Genomic DNA, 17,892 nt, shown 5'->3' with positions numbered 1-17,892 from the left:
GGTCAGGTGCAAGGTGCAGGCGAACTGGATCTGGCGAGCCGTATGCGGCCCGTATTGTTGATGATGATCTGGATCGACTGGCGGTTGTCGATGCAGGTTGTGATGGTGAGATTGCTGCCGGCGCTCCTCCCGTCGGGAAGATAGCGGGCCTGGTTGCGGCCGGCCGACGAGGTGATACGGATGTCGTTGTCCGGGCTTCTTGTCTCGGTAGCAACTATGTGACTTGGGTGGTCCGGTCTTCTGTTGCCATCGGAGTCCATGAACACCAGCCAGCCCGCTGTCCAGTCAGGCGTGGTGTGGCAGGTGCTTCCATTGGTGGAAGGGCAGGTCGCAACGATCGAGCGATGGGTGACTGCCCGACTCCTTGCCAGGTTCAGGTGCGCAACCAACATGTTGTTGGCGGCGATGCCGCGCTGTCGTTTCAGCAGCTCGCTGAACGAAGGTGCAGCCAGCGCCAGGGTGATGGCGATGATGGAGGTGGTGACCAGCAGTTCGATCAGGGTGACGCCGGTGGAGCGGGTGTACTGTGGCTGATGTCTGGGGCGCGGTGCTCTGGCCATGCTTCCTCCTTTGCCCGGTCCGGATGAAGAGAAGTGGCTATCGTTGTTCGAGACAAGGGCGCGCGTTATCAGACAGTTGCAGTACGAGTGGTAGGGAAGCTGCCCGGCCAGTTGTCATCCGGCGGCTCGCTATAATCGGCAAGTCCCGTTGTTGAAGCTGCCATGACCGACCGTTTCCAGCTCGTCTCCCCTTACTCGCCCGCAGGTGATCAGCCGGCCGCGATTGAAAAGCTCGTCGCCAACTTCGAGGCGGGGATCGCCAAGCAGACGCTGCTGGGGGTCACCGGTTCGGGCAAGACCTACACCATCGCCAATGTGGTGCAGCAGGTGCAGCGGCCGACCCTGGTAATGGCACCCAACAAGACCCTGGCAGCGCAGCTGTACGGCGAGTTCAAGGCGTTCTTCCCGCATAACGCGGTGGAGTACTTCGTCAGCTACTACGACTACTATCAGCCCGAAGCCTATGTGCCGTCGTCGGACACCTTCATCGAGAAGGACAGCTCGATCAACGAGCACATCGAGCAGATGCGTCTGGCCGCGACCAAGACGCTGTTGTCGCGCCCCGATGCGATCGTGGTCGCCACCGTGTCGGCGATCTATGGCCTCGGCGCGCCGGAAGACTATCTGTCGTTGCGGCTGATCCTGTCCACGGGCGAGCGTATCGATCAGCGTGATCTGATCAAGCACCTCACCCAGCTGCAGTACACCCGCAACGAATACGAGCTGCAGCGCGGCACCTTCCGTGTGCGCGGTGAGGTGATCGATGTGTTTCCCGCGGAGCTGGACAGCGAGGCATTGCGCATCGAGCTGTTCGATGGCGAGATCGAGCGGCTGGGCATGTTCGATCCACTCACCGGCGAAAGTCTGCGCAAGCTGCAGCGCTACACGATCTATCCGAAGACGCATTACGCGACCACGCGTGAGCGGGTGCTGGCGGCGGTCGAGACCATCAAGGTCGAGTTGAAGGAGCGTCTGGAGCAGCTGTATGCGCAGAACAAGCTGGTGGAGGCGCAGCGGTTGGCGCAGCGCACCCAGTTTGATCTGGAAATGATGGCCGAGGTCGGCTACTGCAACGGCATCGAGAACTACTCGCGGCACCTCACCGGCAAGGCGCCGGGCGAGCCGCCGCCGACTTTGTTCGACTACCTGCCGGCCGATGCGCTACTGGTGATCGACGAATCGCATGTGACCATTCCGCAGATCGGAGCGATGTACAAGGGTGATCGCTCGCGCAAGGAGACGCTGGTGGAGTTCGGCTTCCGTCTGCCATCTGCGCTGGACAACCGCCCCCTGCGTTTCGAGGAATGGGAGGCGCGCTCGCCACGCAGCATCTATGTGTCGGCCACGCCCGGGCCGTACGAGCTGCGCGAATCCGGCGAGGAAATCACCGAGCTGGTGGTGCGGCCGACGGGGCTGGTGGATCCACCGGTCGAGATCCGGCCGGTGGGCACGCAAGTTGATGATCTGATGTCCGAGTGCAATGCGCGGATCAAGATGGGCGATCGCGTGCTGGTCACCACGCTGACCAAGCGCATGGCGGAGAACCTGACCGAGTACCTGGGCGAGCACGGCATCCGCGTGCGCTACCTGCACTCGGATGTGGACACGGTGGAGCGTGTGGAGATCATCCGTGACCTGCGCCTGGGCAAGTTCGACGTGCTGGTCGGCATCAACCTGTTGCGCGAGGGCCTGGATATGCCAGAGGTATCGCTGGTGGCGATTCTGGATGCGGACAAGGAGGGCTTCCTGCGTTCAACCGGCTCGTTGATCCAGACCATTGGCCGCGCGGCGCGCAACGTACGTGGCAAGGCCATCCTGTATGCGGACAAGATCACCCGTTCGATGCAGGCGGCCATTGATGAGACCGACCGGCGTCGGCAGAAACAGGTCGAGTACAACGAGGCCCATGGCATCGTGCCCAAATCGGTGGCGCGTGCCATCGTGGATATCCTCGAGGGGGCGCATGAGGAGTCCTCGCCCAAGTCCAGTGCCAAGGGCAAGGGACGGCGTGTGGCCGAGCCGGAGGCCGACTATCTGCCGATGGAGCCGGCCACGCTGGCCGCGCGGATCAAGGAGCTGGAGCAGCAGATGTACCAGCATGCGCGTGACCTGGAGTTCGAGGATGCGGCCCGTGTGCGCGACAAGATCCATCGTCTGAAAGAAGCCAATCTGGGCTGATCGCAGGCAATGTGAAAATTTTTTGGAAAAACTATTGTCCTTCCCGGATTGCAGGGTTAAGATACGCGCCCTCGCAACGACAAATTGTTGCTGAGAAGGGCGGTTAGCTCAGCGGTAGAGCACTACCTTGACATGGTAGGGGTCACAGGTTCGAACCCTGTACCGCCCACCACTAAGTACCTTGGATTGCAGGGAACAGTGGATAAGAAAAAAGCCGGCCCAGTGCCGGTTTTTTTGTTGTCGCGGGCCGGGCTGCAGATTGCTCCTCGGCATCGCCAGCATACGGCTCTTTGCCGCGGTGCCCATGTTCCTTCGTCGAGCGGCTGTCAGGATCGGGGGTGGGGGGGCTCTGACCTTGGGGGTCAGGATGCTCGGTACCCGTGCGGATGGGGTGTTCTACTTTCGTATCGTCCCCATGCGGTTCCCGGACGTCTGTTTTCTTCTTTTGGGCAGCCATCATGTATGCCGGCGTTTCCTGCCAAGCATCCATTACCTGTTGCGCTTGAAAGCCGGTTCGTCGGCCTTTCACCTTCATTGCGTCGCCCCGTCCCGGCACGCGGGTAGGTGCTTTACGTCTTCTGCTTGACCTGCATATCCGGGTTCCGGAGTTGTGGACTGCATCTCGTCTGCCGGGCGGTCAGGCCTTCCATACTGGAGCACGCCTTGACCGGCGTGCGAGGCGTCCTGCGGTCTAGGCGGTGGTATTGGTGAACGTGATGGCCTCCGTGTCACCGCACGGTATCCCCGAACATACGGTAACCGTGTGTTGCGCATGACCTGTGCGTTGCCGGGATCGTAAAAAATCTAGACAGGTCTTATGGAATGGAGATCGGGATTTGACCAGGAACAAATGGATTGCTCTGGCCTTCACTATCGTCCTGTTCGGCGTAGCCGGCTACATGGTGTCCGGGTATGTCGTGCTGTTGTTGCTCAAGGCCGATACCGCGAATTTCGGTGTGCTGACCTACAAGCAATATCTCAACGCCTTGAGCGTGCCGCAATGGGCGCCGTACGCCGCCAGGATAAGGCTTGCCGGCTACATCGGATTTGGTGTCTGTGGTGCCTTGTGGGTCGCAACGGTCCTGATGCTGCTCCGTCCGCGCAAGCGCTCCCTGCATGGAGATGCACGGTTTGCCAGTGCATCGGACCTGGCCGCGCAGGGCATGTTCAAATCCGGCGGCACCGGACTGATCGTCGGTAAATTCGGGGGCAGGATTGTGCGTCTGCCGGGGCAGCAGTTTGCGATCCTGGCGGCGCCAACGCGTTCGGGAAAAGGCGTTGGCATCGTGGTTCCCAATCTGCTGGACTACGAGCAGTCCGTGGTGGTGCTGGACATCAAGCAGGAGAATTTCGATCTGACCAGTGGCTGGCGGGCAAGCCAAGGGCAGGAGGTATATCTGTTCAATCCGTTTGCCGAGGATCGCCGCACCCATCGCTGGAACCCGCTGACCTATGTTTCAGCCGATCCTGTGTTCCGGGTATCGGATCTGATGAGCATCGCGGCGATGTTGTATCCAGATGGCTCCGATGATCAGAAATTCTGGATCAGCCAGGCCCGCAATGCGTTCATGGCGTTCGCCTTGTACCTGTTCGAGAACCGCGATGACGAGCGGCGTTCCGGCTTTCCAGGCGCCAGCGGGGTTCCGACACTCGGCGCTATCTATCGGCTGTCTTCCGGTGACGGTACCGATCTCAAGCCCTACTTGAAAGGACTGGCGGCACGGCCGTTCCTCAGTGCTAATACGCGCTCGGCGTTCTCGAACCTGCTGTCCCAGGCGGACGAGACATTCGCCTCGATCATGGGAACGTTCAAGGAGCCGCTCAATGTCTGGATCAATCCGGTTCTTGATGCGGCCACCAGTGCGGATGACTTCCTGCTGACGGATCTGCGCAAGAAGAAGATGACGATCTACATAGGCATCCAGCCCAACAAGCTGGCTGAGAGCCGATTGATCGTGAATCTGCTTTTCAGCCAGATCATCAACCTCAACACCAAGGAACTGCCCCGGAGCAATCCGGAGCTCAAGTATCAGTGCCTGCTGTTGATGGATGAGTTCACTGCGATCGGACGTGTGGACATCATTGCCACCGCGGTGGCGTACATGGCGGGCTACAACCTCCGTCTGCTGCCGATCATCCAGTCCATGGCACAGCTCGATGCAACGTATGGCAAGGACGTATCGCGCACCATCATCACCAACCACGCGCTGCAGATTCTGTACGCCCCGCGTGAACAGCAGGATGCCAATGACTACTCCGAGATGCTTGGCTACACCACGGTGCGCCGTAAAAACGTCACCAAAGGCCGCGAGACCAGTCATAGCATCAGTGAAGAACGCCGGGCGCTGATGCTGCCACAGGAGCTGAAAGCCATGGGGGCGGAGGCGCAGGTATTTCTGTATGAGGGCATTGCCAACCCGGTGAAATGCGAAAAAATCCGCTATTACCAGGATCGCTACTTCACATCCCGTCTATTACCCCGGGTGATTGCGCCGGTACTGACGCTCTGAAGCGGAGTTTTCCTACGCGCGCGTACAGCGTCGGCGGCTTGTCTTGGGTGATTATCTTGAAACTGTGCGCCAGTCGATTGACGTTCATCTTCCCGGAAGGCAGATTCTGTTCAACCGCAAGACGGCGGGTGACATAAAACCGTCGCGCGGTTCTGCTGGATGCTCTGGGGGAGTGATGAGGCAGGGAAGTCCGGGGCCATGCCGCCTGTTGAATATTTTTCCCGTGATACGGAGATCACCTTTTCGTATGCACACCCGCCTTGGCCTGCCGGAATCATCCCTGGTCCGCTGTCCGTAGATGACTTGAAGTTGATTGCCCTGCGATTCCCTGGGAAGGATCCGTCGCGCCTTTTCCCTTGTAGTTCGATCTTTCCATCCGCGCTGGCGAATGGGTAACGAGGTGAATGTGAAGCGTCTTCTTCAGAATATTTTTGTGCTGACAGCGACAGGTCTGATGCTGGCCGGCTGTGGCACGACGCCTGCCCGGGATTTTGGCGGGCGCTGGCAACCGGTAAACCGTTTCGCCAGTACGACGCAGGAGATCCCGCTTTACAGCAGCTATGTGTACCAGGCGACGCCAATGGACGGCACGCTCAAGGCCATGCTTGAGCGTTGGGCCAAGGATGCGGGAATGACCTTGGATTATCGGCTCAGCTCCGATTACACCTTGCATGGTGCGGTCTCGAGGATCGGTACTACCAATCCACACGAGGCCATGACTGACGTCACTGCCGCCTATGCGATGCAGGGGGTGTCTGTTTCGATCGTGGGTAACAGCATCGTGGTGCAAACCGTGACCCAAGGGGCTGCACCGGTCGCGTCGACGGCCAGTGGGCCGCTTCATAACGGAAGCTGACGCGGCACTGCAAGCAGCGAACCCGGTGTGCCCACGCTTCGCGTACAGCGCATCCCTCTTGATGGCCATGCAGCACGGATGAATCCATGTTCGGTAGAAAGGATGCAGGCAGCAGTCAGAAGGTCGATCACGCAGTGGCCAAGGCCGTCAGCTACGAGTTGACTGTTGCCGATATGGCACGACGCAGCGAGCGTCGCGCCTGGCGGGTGGCGAGCGTCTCGTTGCTGATGTCATTGGCACTGGTCGGCGGCTATTACTACATGCTGCCGTTGAAGGAAAAAGTGCCCTTCCTGGTGATGGCCGATGCCTACACCGGCACTGCCACCGTAGCCCGGCTGAGCGGCACCTTCCAGGGTGAAACCATTACCGCCCATGAAGCGATCAATCGCAGCAATGTGGCCCAGTATGTATTGGCGCGCGAGTCGTTCGATTCGGCGGTCATGGGACTGCGGGACTGGGACCTAGTGTTCACCATGTCGTCCGAACCGGTGGCTGCCACGCAGCGGCAACGCTATGCGAACAATAATCCGCAGAACCCGGTTTACGTATACGGCGTCAACAAGGCGATACGGATCAAGATCCTGAGCATCACCCCGTTGGGTGCCGAACCCGATGGTGGCTTCCGAGGCGCTTCGGTACGCATCCAGCGTAGCCTGCTGGACAAGAACACGGGTGTTGCGCAATTTCTCGACAACCAGCTGGTCACGATGCGGTTTGAGTATCGCACTGATCTGGCGCTGTCCGAACACGACCGCGTACTGAATCCGCTCGCTTTTCAGGTGACCGAATACCGGGTTGACAACGACTACGCGCGCGGTGTGCCGGTACCGGATGACGCGGCGATGGCTCCTTCATCCCTGCAGGCGTCGATGCACGCCAATTACGATCCGACCTCTTCCGAGGCAGCCACCCTGATCGATCCGGCTGCGGGTCAGCCGGGTTCCCTGCCGGCTCAACCCGCGCCGGGCCACTCCATGCCCCAGGGAGCCGCCGGGCAAGTCATGCCAGGGATGGTGCTGCCAGGCCACGTCGCACCACCGCAATCGGAGCGGCCGCGTGGCCAAGGAATTTCCACCGGAACTGCTGAGGGAGTTGGCAACCGATGAGTAGTGCAAGAGTTTGGTGGACCATCCTGGTCCTGTTGCCGATGTTGGCCGGGTTCAGTGCTCCGGTTGCAGCGCAGGCGGTGCACCAGTACGAATACGAGAAGGACCGCATCTATCCGGTCCGTACCGGATTGGGGCTGACGACACAGATCGAACTCAGTCCCCACGAGAAGATCCTCGACTACAGCACCGGTTTCAGCAATGGCTGGGAGCTGACGCGTCGTGAGAACGTGTTCTATCTGAAGCCTAAAAATATCGATGTCGACACCAACATGATGGTGCGCACCGAAACCCATTCCTACATCTTCGAATTGAAGGTGGTCGCGACCGACTGGCGCCAGCTTGAACAGGCGCGGCGGGCCGGCGTGCAGTACAAGATCACCTTCAACTATCCCGGCGGCACCGAGTTCAGTGCGGCCCGGCAAGCTGTTGAGGAAGAGCTCCAGCCGCTGGTGAGTGCGGAGCTGGCCAAGGACCGTCACTACAATTTCGATTACGCGTATTCCACACGTGGCGCGAAGAAAATGGGTTGGCTGATTCCAGTCAATGCCTATGACGATGGACGCTTCACCTACCTGAGGCTGCCTGTGTCGCCGCAGTATAAAACCGGTATTTTCCCCGCGGTGTTTGGTCGCGAGACCGAACATGGCGAGGATTTTGTCGTCAACACCACGGTCGAGGGCAATGCGCTGATCGTGCACGGAACCTATCCCTACCTGGTGATCCGTCATGGTGACAGCGTGGTGGGCTTGCGAAGGAACGTGAAGAAATGAGCCAGCACACTATCCCCGGCAATGCGGCGGACAATGCGCGCGATCAGGGCGGCGAGAGCGCACCGGAAGTCATCGATTCAACCTCGAGCAATCCCTATTACGGTAGGGCATACGCCGAGTCAGCCCCGGATCTTGACGCCGCCGCACCGAAGTTGCGCTCGGCCGAAGAGCAGCGCTTGAATCGCAAGGCGCTGTTTTTTCTGGGCAGCATTGTGGTGCTGCTCATTTCCATGGGCTTCCTGCTGCTGCGCAAATCCAGGGATGATCAGCAGTTGCCGGCCAAGGTCAATGAGACGGCGCGCGTATCCACGCCGGAACTGCCGACCGCGCCGCCGTTGGAACAGCAGGTGCAGGCCGCTCCCATTCCAATGTTGCCGCCGTTGCCACCGCAGGAGTTGCCGCGCGCGCCGGCAATGTTCGCTGCCCCGTCTGCGATACACGACTCCAGCAGTGGCCCGAGCCTGATGGACCGGCGTATGGGATCGGTCGGGGGCATGGGCAGTGGCGATGGGCAGGGTGCTAACGGCGGTGCGTCCGCGGGGATGGACGACTACACGCGCGCGATGCTGGCGCAACTACCCGGCAACCAGCCGCCACAAGAGGCCAAAGTGCGTCGCGGCCCGGACGTGGAAGATGTTTCCAGTGCCAGTTTCCTCCGTAGTCCGGATGCGCTGCTCGTACGTGGTACGTACCTGCGCTGCGTACTTGAAACCCGCATCATCACCGATGTGCCAGGTTTCACCTCCTGCCTCCTGACCGAGCCAGTGTATTCCATCAATGGCCGCAGCCTGCTGTTGCCAAAGGGCTCGAAAATCTACGGCGCCTATGGCGGTGGTCCCAGCGGAGAGCGTGTCGCGGTGGTATGGGACCGCATCACCACTCCCAATGGTATCGACGTGGCCATGTCCAGTCCGGGGGTTGACCAGCTCGGTGGAGCCGGTCACCCGGGCCAGTACAGCGCACACTGGGGCAGCCGCATCACCTCCGCGCTGATGATCAGTCTGCTTGCCGATGCCTTCAAATATGCCGCTGCCGAACATGGCCCGGAATCGACAACGATCACCAACAGCGGCCTGGCCATCCAGTCACCTTATGAAAGTGCCACGGCACGCACCATGGAGCGACTGGCCAATGAGGCGCTGAGTCAGCGTCGGCCACCCACTGTCACCATCAACCAGGGTGTTGTGGTCAGTGTCTACGTGGCCAAGGACGTCGATTTCAGCGACGTGCTGCCCATGCGCCGCTGACGTCAGGGATCGATCATGGATGTCGAAGTGACGCCGATTGCTGATGTTTCCAGTGAATTCCTCAGATACCAGTACGAGGTCTTGGGCATCGACCAGTACATGGCTTCGTCCGAGGTGACGGAAATCTGCATAAACCGTCCGGGCGAGGTGTATCTGGAGACGCGTGAGGGATGGCAACGTGTGGAGGTTCCCACGCTGAGCTTTGAGCGTGCGCGCCAGTTCTGCACCGCCGTGGTCAACGAAAGCAATACCGGACAGCGCATCACCGACACCGATCCGGTGGTGTCATTGACGTTCCCCACCGGCCAGCGCGCCCAGTTCGTGATCCCGCCGGCCTGCGACGCCGGCAAGGTTTCCATCACCATCCGGTTGCCGTCCCGGCACACCAAGACGTTGCAGCAATACCAGCAGGAAGGATTTTTCGACCAGATCCTGGACCAGGGTTCGACATTGAACGAGCAGGATCGTGAGTTGCTCGAACTGCGCCACGCGCGCAATTACGCCGAGTTCTTCCGGCGTGCCGTGCTGTATCGCAAGAACATCGTGGTCTCAGGGGCGACCGGCAGCGGCAAGACCACGTTCATGAAATCGCTGGTCAACCATATTCCCGCCACTGAGCGCCTGGTGACGATCGAGGATGCGCGCGAACTGTTCATCAGCCAGCCCAATGTCGTCCATCTGCTGTACTCCAAGGGCGGGCAGAGTGCCAGCAATGTCACTGCCAAGAGCTGTATGGAGGCCTGCCTGCGCATGAAGCCCGAACGCATCATCCTGGCCGAATTGCGCGGCGATGAAGCGTTCTACTTCATCCGCAACTGTGCATCGGGCCATCCCGGCTCGATCACCAGCTGCCACGCGGGCAGTCCGGAGCAGACCTGGGACCAGCTCGCATTGATGGTCAAGGCGTCGGTGGAAGGCTCTGGACTGGAGTTTTCGGTGATCAAGCGCTTGTTGATGATGACCATCGACGTCGTCGTGCATATCAAAGCCCACGCCGGCAGCCGCTACATCACCGGCATCGACTTCAACCCTGAACGTGCATTTTCCCAGGCCGAAGTGAGCGCTCCGATATGACTTGCCAGAAGATGTGCTGCGTTGTCGCAACGGGTCGTGCCGCACGCTACTGCCAGGCGCAGTTCGTAGTCAGCGGGAGGGGGCGCTGATGCTGCCGGGTATGGAAATGCTGGCGTGTCCGGAAATGGCCGTGCCGATGGATGTGATGAGGCACGTGGTCGAGGTTGAATCCTCGCGTAACCCGTATGCCATCGGCGTGGTTGGCGGGGTGTTGGCGCGCCAGCCGCGGCAGTTGGACGAGGCCCTCGCGACCGTAAGGATGCTCGAACAACAGGGCTACAACTTCTCGGTCGGCCTGGCCCAGGTGAATCGCTACAACCTGGCCAAATACGGGCTGGATTCCTATGAAAAGGCCTTCCAGCGCTGTCCCAATCTGCAGGCCGGCTCACGCATCCTGGCCGAGTGCCACAGGCGCTCAGGCAACGACTGGGGCAAGTCCTTCAGCTGCTACTACTCGGGAAATTTCACCACCGGCTTTCGGCACGGCTATGTGCAGAAGGTGTTTGCGTCCATTGCCGGTGAGCGCGTAGGTGGCGGAGCCACGGCAGTGGGAGTCACCCCGATCAATGTGGTCAGTCGGCAGTCGCAGCGGCGGCGGGGCGATATTTCCCGTCATCCGCGAGGTACCGGAGAAGCGAGCGACGTGGTCAGTGCACGGGTTGCGTCTCCATCAGCGGCAGCGGCGCTGGCAGATGGTCAGGCCGCCGGCACAGATCCTGACCGCGCCTACGAGAGGTATCCGTCTACCGGCGCAATGGTGCGTGGCGGGCTGGCTCGCGCCGGCGATGTCGCGTTGTCGCGGGGAGTGCTGGAGGCGATGGACCCTGTGGTGCAGCAGCCGGTATCTATCGCACAGCCTTCTTCCGCTCCGCCGGCAGCAGCGCAGCTGCCGGGTGCTCCGGTGCTGTTGCGACCGTGGAGCGCGCGGAATCCATCGCAGGCGGAACCGGCGCAGACCGATCCGGCCACGGCGATGCCTGCCGCCAATATTCCCGTGGGGGATTCAGCCTTCGTGTTCTGACGAAGTTGTGGCACGGCCAGCCACACGGTATGGCCGATTCAGTTGTTTTGGACCATCGACAAGGAAATCATCAATGAAGCGTACTTCTCTCGATTCCGCCAACGTCCAGCGCACGCTGAAGACCCTGCTGATGGCAATGGTCTTCGCTGGTGTGGTCTTTGTGCCGGACGTATTTGCCCAGGCAACCAATTTTGGAGGCGCTGACAAGAAGGTCTGCGGCTTCTTCAACAACATCAACGGCCTGCTCAACCTGGCCTCCATCGCCGTGGTGACTATCGCGGTGATCTTCGCCGGCTATCAGATTGCCTTCGCCCATAAGCGCATTGCCGATGTGGCGCCGATCCTGATCGGGGGCCTACTGATCGGCGCGGCCGGCCAGATCGCCAAGATGCTGCTGGGCGACAGCAGTGGCACCTGTGCCGCCACCACCATGCTGATCGACGTGGTCCAGCATTACCGTGCATAAGAATGTGCTGTTCCGGGGGTGTACGCGCCCGCCCATGTTTCTGGGCGTGCCGTACGTCCCCTTCTTTCTGGTGGCCGGTGGCCTGCTGCTGTTGGGCATGTATTTCAACATGTGGCTGCTGCTGTTGATTCCGCTCGCCATTTTTGTGATGCGGCATATGGCCAAGCGTGACGAAATGATTTTCCGGCTGATTGGTCTACGCCTGCATTTCAAATTCAAGGCGCGCAATCTGCAGCAGCACGATGGCATGTGGGTGTTTTCGCCCAACCACTATCGCAACAGACCACCGCCGTCATCCTCCGGTGACAGGTAACAAACCGTGCAGGCGACCCCTTCGTCGCCTGCACGGTGCGGCAGGTAGACCCCTTTCGCGGTACCTCAACGGAAGCCGTTCATGTTCAGCCCCGACACCTCCATCAGTGAATTCATCCCCCTCTCGTCGCACGTGGCGCCGACGGTCGTAAAGACCACAGGCGGGGATTTTCTGCTGACGTGGCATCTGCAGGGGCTGCCCTTCGTAGGCCGCGAGGATTGGGAACTGGAGCACCGCCACAACACCTTCAACCGGTTGTTGCAGACCCTGCGTGCCCCCGATTTCGTCAACGTGGCGTTCTGGGTGCACGACATCCGCCGTCGGCGCCAGCTCACCTCGCGAAGCCGGTTCGGCCAGCGTTTCAACCAGGAGGTGTGCGACCAGTACATGGACATGCTCTCGGCGCAGCGGATCATGCAGAACGAGTTGTACCTGACGATGCTGTACCGCCCGGTGGTGGCGGGCAAGCGGCTGATGGACAAGTCCTCGGACGTCGCCAAGCTGCAGGCCGAACAGGATCAGGCGGTTGCCACACTGCTGGAAATGGCGGGCAACGTCGAGGCGGTCATCCGCGATTACGCGCCGTACCGCATGGGCATGTATGAAGCGAAAAACGGCCAGGTATTCTCCGAAACCCTGGAGTTCTTCGGCTACCTGCTCAATCGCATCGACGAGCCGGTGCCGGTGCTGTCGGCCCCGGTCAAAGACTACCTGCCGGTCAGCCGCCACATGTTCTCGGCCAAGACAGGTGATTTTGTGGTCAGTACGCCCCACGGCATCAACCACTTCGGCGCCATTCTCAACATCAAGGAATATGCCGATGGGACGTATCCCGGAGTACTCAATGGACTGAAGTATCTCGATTTCGAGTATGTCATCACCCATTCGTTCAGTCCGATGGGGCGGCAGGATGCGCTCAAGGTGCTGGACCGCACCAAGGGCATGATGATTTCCTCCGGTGACAAGGCGGTAAGTCAGATCATCGAGTTGGACCAGGCGATGGATCAGCTGTCATCGGGCAACTTCGTGCTGGGCGAATACCATTTCATCATCGCGGTCTATGCCGACAGCCAGGAAAAGCTTTCCCACAACATTGCCGCGACCCGCGCCGAACTGTCCAATGCCGGTTTCGTGTCAACCAAAGAGGACCTCGCGGTCACCTCGGCGTTCTATTCACAGTTACCCGCCAACTGGCGCTATCGCACCCGCTTGGCCAACGTCAGCTCGCTGAATTTCCTCGGGCTGTCGCCGCTGCACAACTTCGCCACCGGCAAGCCGCACAACAATCCCTGGGGCGATTGCGTGACCACGCTGCAGACCGCCAACGGGCAGCCGTACTACTTCAATTTCCATGCCACGCATCCTTCGGAGAATTCGCTCGGCGAGAAGGCCATTGCCAACACAATGGTCATTGGCAAGTCCGGCACCGGCAAGACGGCGCTGATCAACTTCCTGCTCAGCCAGGTGCAGAAGTACGAACCGTCGCCGACCATCTTCTTCTTCGACAAGGACCGCGGCGCCGAGATCTTTGTGCGCGCCTGTGGCGGCAACTATCTGGCGCTTGAGAACGGGGCATCGACCGGATTCAACCCTTTCCAGTGCGAGAACACCGAAAGCAACGTGCAGTTCCTGGCCGAACTGATCAAGGTGCTGGCCGGCAAGCGCGAATACAGCGCACGCGAGGAAGCGGACATCTACCGCGCGGTGGCGAGCATGCTCGACACGCCGATGCACCTGCGCAGCATGACCAACTTCCAGAAAAGCCTGCCCAACATGGGCGATGACGGCCTGTACGCACGCCTGCGCCGCTGGACATCGGGCAACTCACTGGGCTGGGTGTTCGACAACCCGGTCGATACCGTGGACCTGGGCAAGGCCAGCATCATCGGTTTCGACTACACCGACATCATCGACAATCCTGAAGTGCGTGTACCGGTCATCAATTACCTGTTGCATCGCTTGGAATCGCTGATCGATGGGCGCCCGCTGATCTACGTTATGGACGAGTTCTGGAAGATCCTCGATGGCGAGGGAGGGCTGAAGGAATTCGCCAAGAACAAGCAGAAGACCATCCGTAAACAGAATGGGCTGGGCATCTTCGCCACCCAGAGTCCGGAAGATGCGCTCAAAAGCGACATCGCCGCCGCGCTGATCGAGCAGACCGCTACGCTGATCCTGCTGCCCAATCCCAATGCCAGTCGCTCGGACTATATCGACGGACTGAAACTGACCGAAGCCGAATTCAAAGTGGTCACCGCTTTGGATGAGCGCTCACGCTGCTTTCTGGTCAAACAGGGCCATGCCGCTAGTGTGTGTCAGCTCAATCTGCGCGGTATGGATGACATCCTCTCGGTCATTTCCGCCTCCACCGACAACATCGAGGTGATGCATCGCGTCCTGCTGGATGTCGCGGAACGGGAGAGTGTGGCAAAAGCTGACCTCAGTCCCGAGCAGTGGCTGGACGAGTTCTACAAGAGGCGAAAAGGCTCAGGGAAAGTACCGTCGCCCCGGAGCGAGGTCGCAATTTGATTCATTGCGGAATTTCAGAAACCCACGATCAGAAGATTCCTATCTTGGAGAGCGCCATGAAACGATCGGGAAGGAGTAATTCGAATTTTCAATCGCATCGCAGCGGAGCGGCAATGTTTTTTGGGGTCGCGCTGGCACTTGGAGCTGTCACCGCCTATTCGCAAGAGGCCGTCGTGGAAGTGGGTCCTAGTTTTGGGCAGCAAATTTTAAATCAGATCAATACCTACCGTGCCCAGATCCAGCAAGCGGCCCAGTACATCAAGGACAACACTCAATGGGCTACCGACTGGGCACAGACATTACGGGAATACCAGGAGGCGCTGGTGACGGTACAGGGGATCATCAATTCGTTCGGATTGCCTGATGCTGCGCCGCTGACGCCGGTGGCTCCCAACTACCTGGTCGCTGAGACCTGTGGCAAGGATGCGGATCTGAAGGGCTGGTTGAGCTCAGTCGTGTTCGGCTCCGGCGGTGATTGGAAAAGCCAGCAGACCCAGATTTGCGTGAACATTCGCATGATGCAGAACCGAAAATACAATGAATCTGTGGATTTCATGCTTACTACCGCCCCGTCGTTCCTCAACAGTCTTGACCGGATTGCCAGCCTGCGCCTTCTGAGCAACAGGCGTGGCGACATGGACGCGGTCGTAAACGATTCGCTGCGTACCGCCAACGAAATCAATGCGGCGGCCAAAAATTTCGAGGCGCGCATGAAGTCCTATGACGCCTACATCGAGGTCATGGAGGCCAACCAGAAGCTGATTGCGCGTAGGGCGATGAAAGGCCCGTCGTCGTTGGCCGGTGATCTGGTCAAGACGGCCGCACTGAAGACGGCGCTGAGCATCGACTGAGAGCTCAGCGTATGAGCCGGGACATCGTCAGCAGTGGCGACGAAAAGCGGTCTGATGGAACTAATCAGGAATGGCAGGAATGAATGTCCGATCGATTGAGAGCTTTGATTTAACCGGCGGGTTGCAGGACCTGCTGGGCCATGCCATACGCGTGCAGTCGATCGGGGATTTTGCGTTTTTCCGATTCATCCTGACTTACCTGCGTAAGCGCATCGATGCGTTCAGCATCGAGCTGCTCGGCAATATGATGGCCTGGGTAGGCGGCATCGCACTGACCTTGATGACGCTCTGGGTGTTGCTTCAAGGCTTCCGGATCGTCACCGGGCAAAGCCGCGACTCGATGATGGTTCTTGTCACCAATATGGCGCGGGCTGCATTTATCGTGAGTGTGGCCACCAGCATGGCCATGTTCGGCGGCAGTGTGAAGCAGTTTCTGACCAAGGACGTAAGAGACGAGATCACCTGGGTTGTAACCGGCAAGAACGAGTCGCCGGAAGAACAGATCGACAAGAGCCTGGCTTGGATGCAGGTGGCGCTCTCAAGCGTCGATGCGATCAAGGTGCTGGACGATGACAATCTGCGCGACGACAAGAACCGGGCATTGTTGGCCATCGGTCTGGGCACCGGTGGGCCTGCGGTGACTGCCGGGTCGATGTTGTTGCTATATGAGGTGGCGATCGCGCTCTTCATCGGCCTCGGGCCGCTTTTCATCCTGTGTTTGCTGTTCGACCAGACCAAGCAGCTGTTCCAGCGCTGGCTCTTCTATGGACTGGGGACGATGTTCTCGATGGCGGTCTTGGCCGCGATGGTGTCGATCGCACTCGACATGGTCATTCGCGTGTCCGCCGCGTTCTGGACCAGTGCACTGGTCGACAAGTACCTGTTGGATGTGGCGACTGGTGGTGGTTTGAGCAGCCAAGCGATGCAGCAGGGCGGCATGGGGCTGATCCTCACCACATTGATCCTGACCGCCCCCCCGATGGCCGCCATGTTTTTCCAAGGAACGTTGGGAAGTTTCATGGCGTATTCGCAGATAGGTGGTGGTGCGGCTGGTACGCCTAGTGCCGATGGTCGTCCGCCGGGTAGCTATACGCCATCTTCGCCGAATAAGGCACACGCAGATGATGGAGGGCGCCGTGAAGCTGACGGCGGAAGCAGGATGATTCTACCCCAGAATAATGCAGCGGTAGCTCCGGAAACGGGGCTCCGGGCCGCACCTCGCAATACTGGAAACTGAAGGAGATTTAGCATGTTTTCTATATCGCGTGCGTTTTTCTTTATCCTTCTGCTGTTGGTATCAGTCGCGACATATGCGGAAGGACCATGTCCGCCTGGGCAGTATCCGGTCGGAGGGCAGGGGGTGCTTGGTTGTGCTCCAATTCCGAGTGGAGCATCAGGCGCAGTCGGGCCAAGGGCCACAGGGCGCTGGATCAAAACGTGGGGAGTGATTTCAGTCTCCCGTAGCGGCGATATGGGGGCTTCAGTGGGTCAAAGGTCTAAGAGAACAGCTATATCTGAAGCTCAGCAGCGTTGCGCGACCTATGGTGCGAAGGATTGCAGTGTGTTCGCTAGTTATAAGAACCAGTGCATTGCGTACGGAATAGCCCAAGGAGGGCGAAAAATTAGATCGAATACGGCGGCTACAAAAGAGGTGGCCGTCCAGCGTGTGCAGGAAATGTGCGCGAAGGATGGATTGGTGGAATGCGAAATAAAGTACACAGATTGCTCTGAACCTATTTTCGAAAAATTTTAAACAGTTGGCAGCGTGATTTTTTATTATTGCTGAGTAGTGGGCTGTATTTTATTTGGTCTTATTTTAGTGAGTTTGTTTTCTATCGTTAGCTGTCTATTGGTGTTCCTTTCTCCGATCTGCTGAGGTTATTGCTCAAATTGTAGCAGTTCCACGGTGCCAGTGGCGATACCTTTGATATTTCAGTGGTGTGGTGGTTGTTGTCCGTTGCATTCTGGATCGGCGAAATTTTCGGAGATTTCCGATTGGATGTGGCGACTGGTGGTGGTTTGAGCAGCCAAGCGATGCAGCAGGGCGGTATGGGGCTGATCCTCATCACATTGATCCTGACCGCACCCCCGATGGCCGCCATGTTTTTCCAAGGAACTTTGGGAGGTTTCATGGCGTATTCGCAGATTGGCGGTGCGGCAGGAGCGCAGCCCGGCCCGCAGGGGCAGCCACCGGGCTCTTACTTGCATCAAGCTCCTGAAAATAACCGTGGCAGTAGTGGAGGAGGCGGCAGTGGTGCCGCTGACATTTCGCGGGCATCAATGCCCATTTCCTCTCCCGCCTCTACTGGGGGGGGGGGGGGGGGGGGGGGGGCGGGGGGATTGGGCGATAAACTTTTAGTGGGGGGGGATGGGCGGGGGCGATTTTGACATTTTTGTTTTTTAAAATT

The 17,892-nt window shown here is 59.3% G+C and carries 16 protein-coding genes and 1 tRNA gene; 15 read left to right on the top strand and 2 right to left on the bottom strand.

Annotation, left to right across the window (positions count from 1 at the left end):
* Positions 1–2: 2 nt before the first annotated feature.
* A complete protein-coding gene (locus ACVOMH_RS14785; protein ID WP_481552449.1) occupies positions 3–560 on the bottom strand; it encodes a GspH/FimT family pseudopilin in 558 nt (185 codons plus the stop codon).
* A gap of 162 nt (positions 561–722) precedes the next feature.
* Here ACVOMH_RS14785 and uvrB point away from each other — a divergent pair, with 162 nt between their 5' ends.
* On the top strand, positions 723–2,738 hold the full coding sequence (gene uvrB / locus ACVOMH_RS14780; protein WP_481524323.1) for an excinuclease ABC subunit UvrB: 2,016 nt from the start codon (positions 723–725) through the stop codon (positions 2,736–2,738).
* Positions 2,739–2,835: 97 nt separating this feature from the next.
* A tRNA-Val gene (locus tag ACVOMH_RS14775) sits at positions 2,836–2,910 on the top strand.
* Here ACVOMH_RS14775 and ACVOMH_RS14770 read toward each other — a convergent pair.
* Entirely contained in the window at positions 2,911–3,273 is a 363-nt protein-coding gene (locus tag ACVOMH_RS14770) for a hypothetical protein (protein ID WP_481524322.1), read from the bottom strand.
* A 301-nt stretch (positions 3,274–3,574) separates the two neighbouring features.
* On the opposite strand from ACVOMH_RS14770, the gene ACVOMH_RS14765 reads away from it, so the two are divergent.
* The 13 genes from ACVOMH_RS14765 (at position 3,575) to ACVOMH_RS14705 (ending at position 17,237) form a co-directional block, all read left to right on the top strand.
* Complete coding sequence (locus tag ACVOMH_RS14765) at positions 3,575–5,248, top strand: type IV secretory system conjugative DNA transfer family protein (protein ID WP_481552448.1); 1,674 nt, start codon at positions 3,575–3,577, stop codon at positions 5,246–5,248.
* 454 nt (positions 5,249–5,702) lie between these two features.
* Positions 5,703–6,104 (top strand): TcpQ domain-containing protein, encoded by a 402-nt coding sequence (locus ACVOMH_RS14760; protein ID WP_054656793.1) that lies wholly within the window; start codon positions 5,703–5,705, stop codon positions 6,102–6,104.
* Between the two features lie 86 nt (positions 6,105–6,190).
* Positions 6,191–7,210: a VirB8 family type IV secretion system protein gene (locus tag ACVOMH_RS14755; protein WP_054656782.1), complete on the top strand. Its 1,020-nt coding sequence runs from the start codon at positions 6,191–6,193 to the stop codon at positions 7,208–7,210.
* Positions 7,207–7,983, top strand: a complete 777-nt coding sequence (locus tag ACVOMH_RS14750) for a TrbG/VirB9 family P-type conjugative transfer protein (RefSeq protein WP_481552447.1) — start codon at positions 7,207–7,209, stop codon at positions 7,981–7,983. Before ACVOMH_RS14755 ends, ACVOMH_RS14750 begins: the two co-directional genes overlap by 4 nt.
* Positions 7,980–9,230, top strand: coding sequence for a TrbI/VirB10 family protein (locus tag ACVOMH_RS14745; RefSeq protein ID WP_054656784.1), 1,251 nt, complete (start codon positions 7,980–7,982; stop codon positions 9,228–9,230). The genes ACVOMH_RS14750 and ACVOMH_RS14745 overlap by 4 nt, the downstream gene beginning before the upstream one ends.
* 15 nt (positions 9,231–9,245) lie before the next feature.
* On the top strand, positions 9,246–10,304 hold the full coding sequence (virB11, locus tag ACVOMH_RS14740; RefSeq protein WP_054656785.1) for a P-type DNA transfer ATPase VirB11: 1,059 nt from the start codon (positions 9,246–9,248) through the stop codon (positions 10,302–10,304).
* 88 nt (positions 10,305–10,392) lie between these two features.
* Complete coding sequence (locus tag ACVOMH_RS14735; protein ID WP_481552446.1) at positions 10,393–11,325, top strand: lytic transglycosylase domain-containing protein; 933 nt, start codon at positions 10,393–10,395, stop codon at positions 11,323–11,325.
* Between the two features lie 73 nt (positions 11,326–11,398).
* Entirely contained in the window at positions 11,399–11,791 is a 393-nt protein-coding gene (locus ACVOMH_RS14730; RefSeq protein ID WP_054656787.1) for a TrbC/VirB2 family protein, read from the top strand.
* Entirely contained in the window at positions 11,784–12,104 is a 321-nt protein-coding gene (locus tag ACVOMH_RS14725) for a VirB3 family type IV secretion system protein (RefSeq protein WP_083468347.1), read from the top strand. The genes ACVOMH_RS14730 and ACVOMH_RS14725 overlap by 8 nt, the downstream gene beginning before the upstream one ends.
* An 81-nt stretch (positions 12,105–12,185) precedes the next feature.
* Positions 12,186–14,633 (top strand): VirB4 family type IV secretion/conjugal transfer ATPase, encoded by a 2,448-nt coding sequence (locus tag ACVOMH_RS14720; protein ID WP_481552445.1) that lies wholly within the window; start codon positions 12,186–12,188, stop codon positions 14,631–14,633.
* Between the two features lie 56 nt (positions 14,634–14,689).
* Positions 14,690–15,484 carry a hypothetical protein gene (locus tag ACVOMH_RS14715; RefSeq protein ID WP_481552444.1) on the top strand — a complete coding sequence of 265 codons (795 nt, stop codon included), beginning with the start codon at positions 14,690–14,692 and terminating at the stop codon, positions 15,482–15,484.
* Positions 15,485–15,563: 79 nt separating this feature from the next.
* Positions 15,564–16,721, top strand: coding sequence for a TrbL/VirB6 family protein (locus ACVOMH_RS14710; protein ID WP_481552443.1), 1,158 nt, complete (start codon positions 15,564–15,566; stop codon positions 16,719–16,721).
* Between the two features lie 12 nt (positions 16,722–16,733).
* Entirely contained in the window at positions 16,734–17,237 is a 504-nt protein-coding gene (locus tag ACVOMH_RS14705) for a DUF4189 domain-containing protein (RefSeq protein ID WP_089153116.1), read from the top strand.
* Positions 17,238–17,892 lie beyond the last annotated feature (655 nt).

The organism is Stenotrophomonas sp. STEN013, from assembly GCF_056760355.1.
Note: the sequence above shows the minus strand (reverse complement) of the source record. Positions and strands in the feature narration are given on the sequence as shown.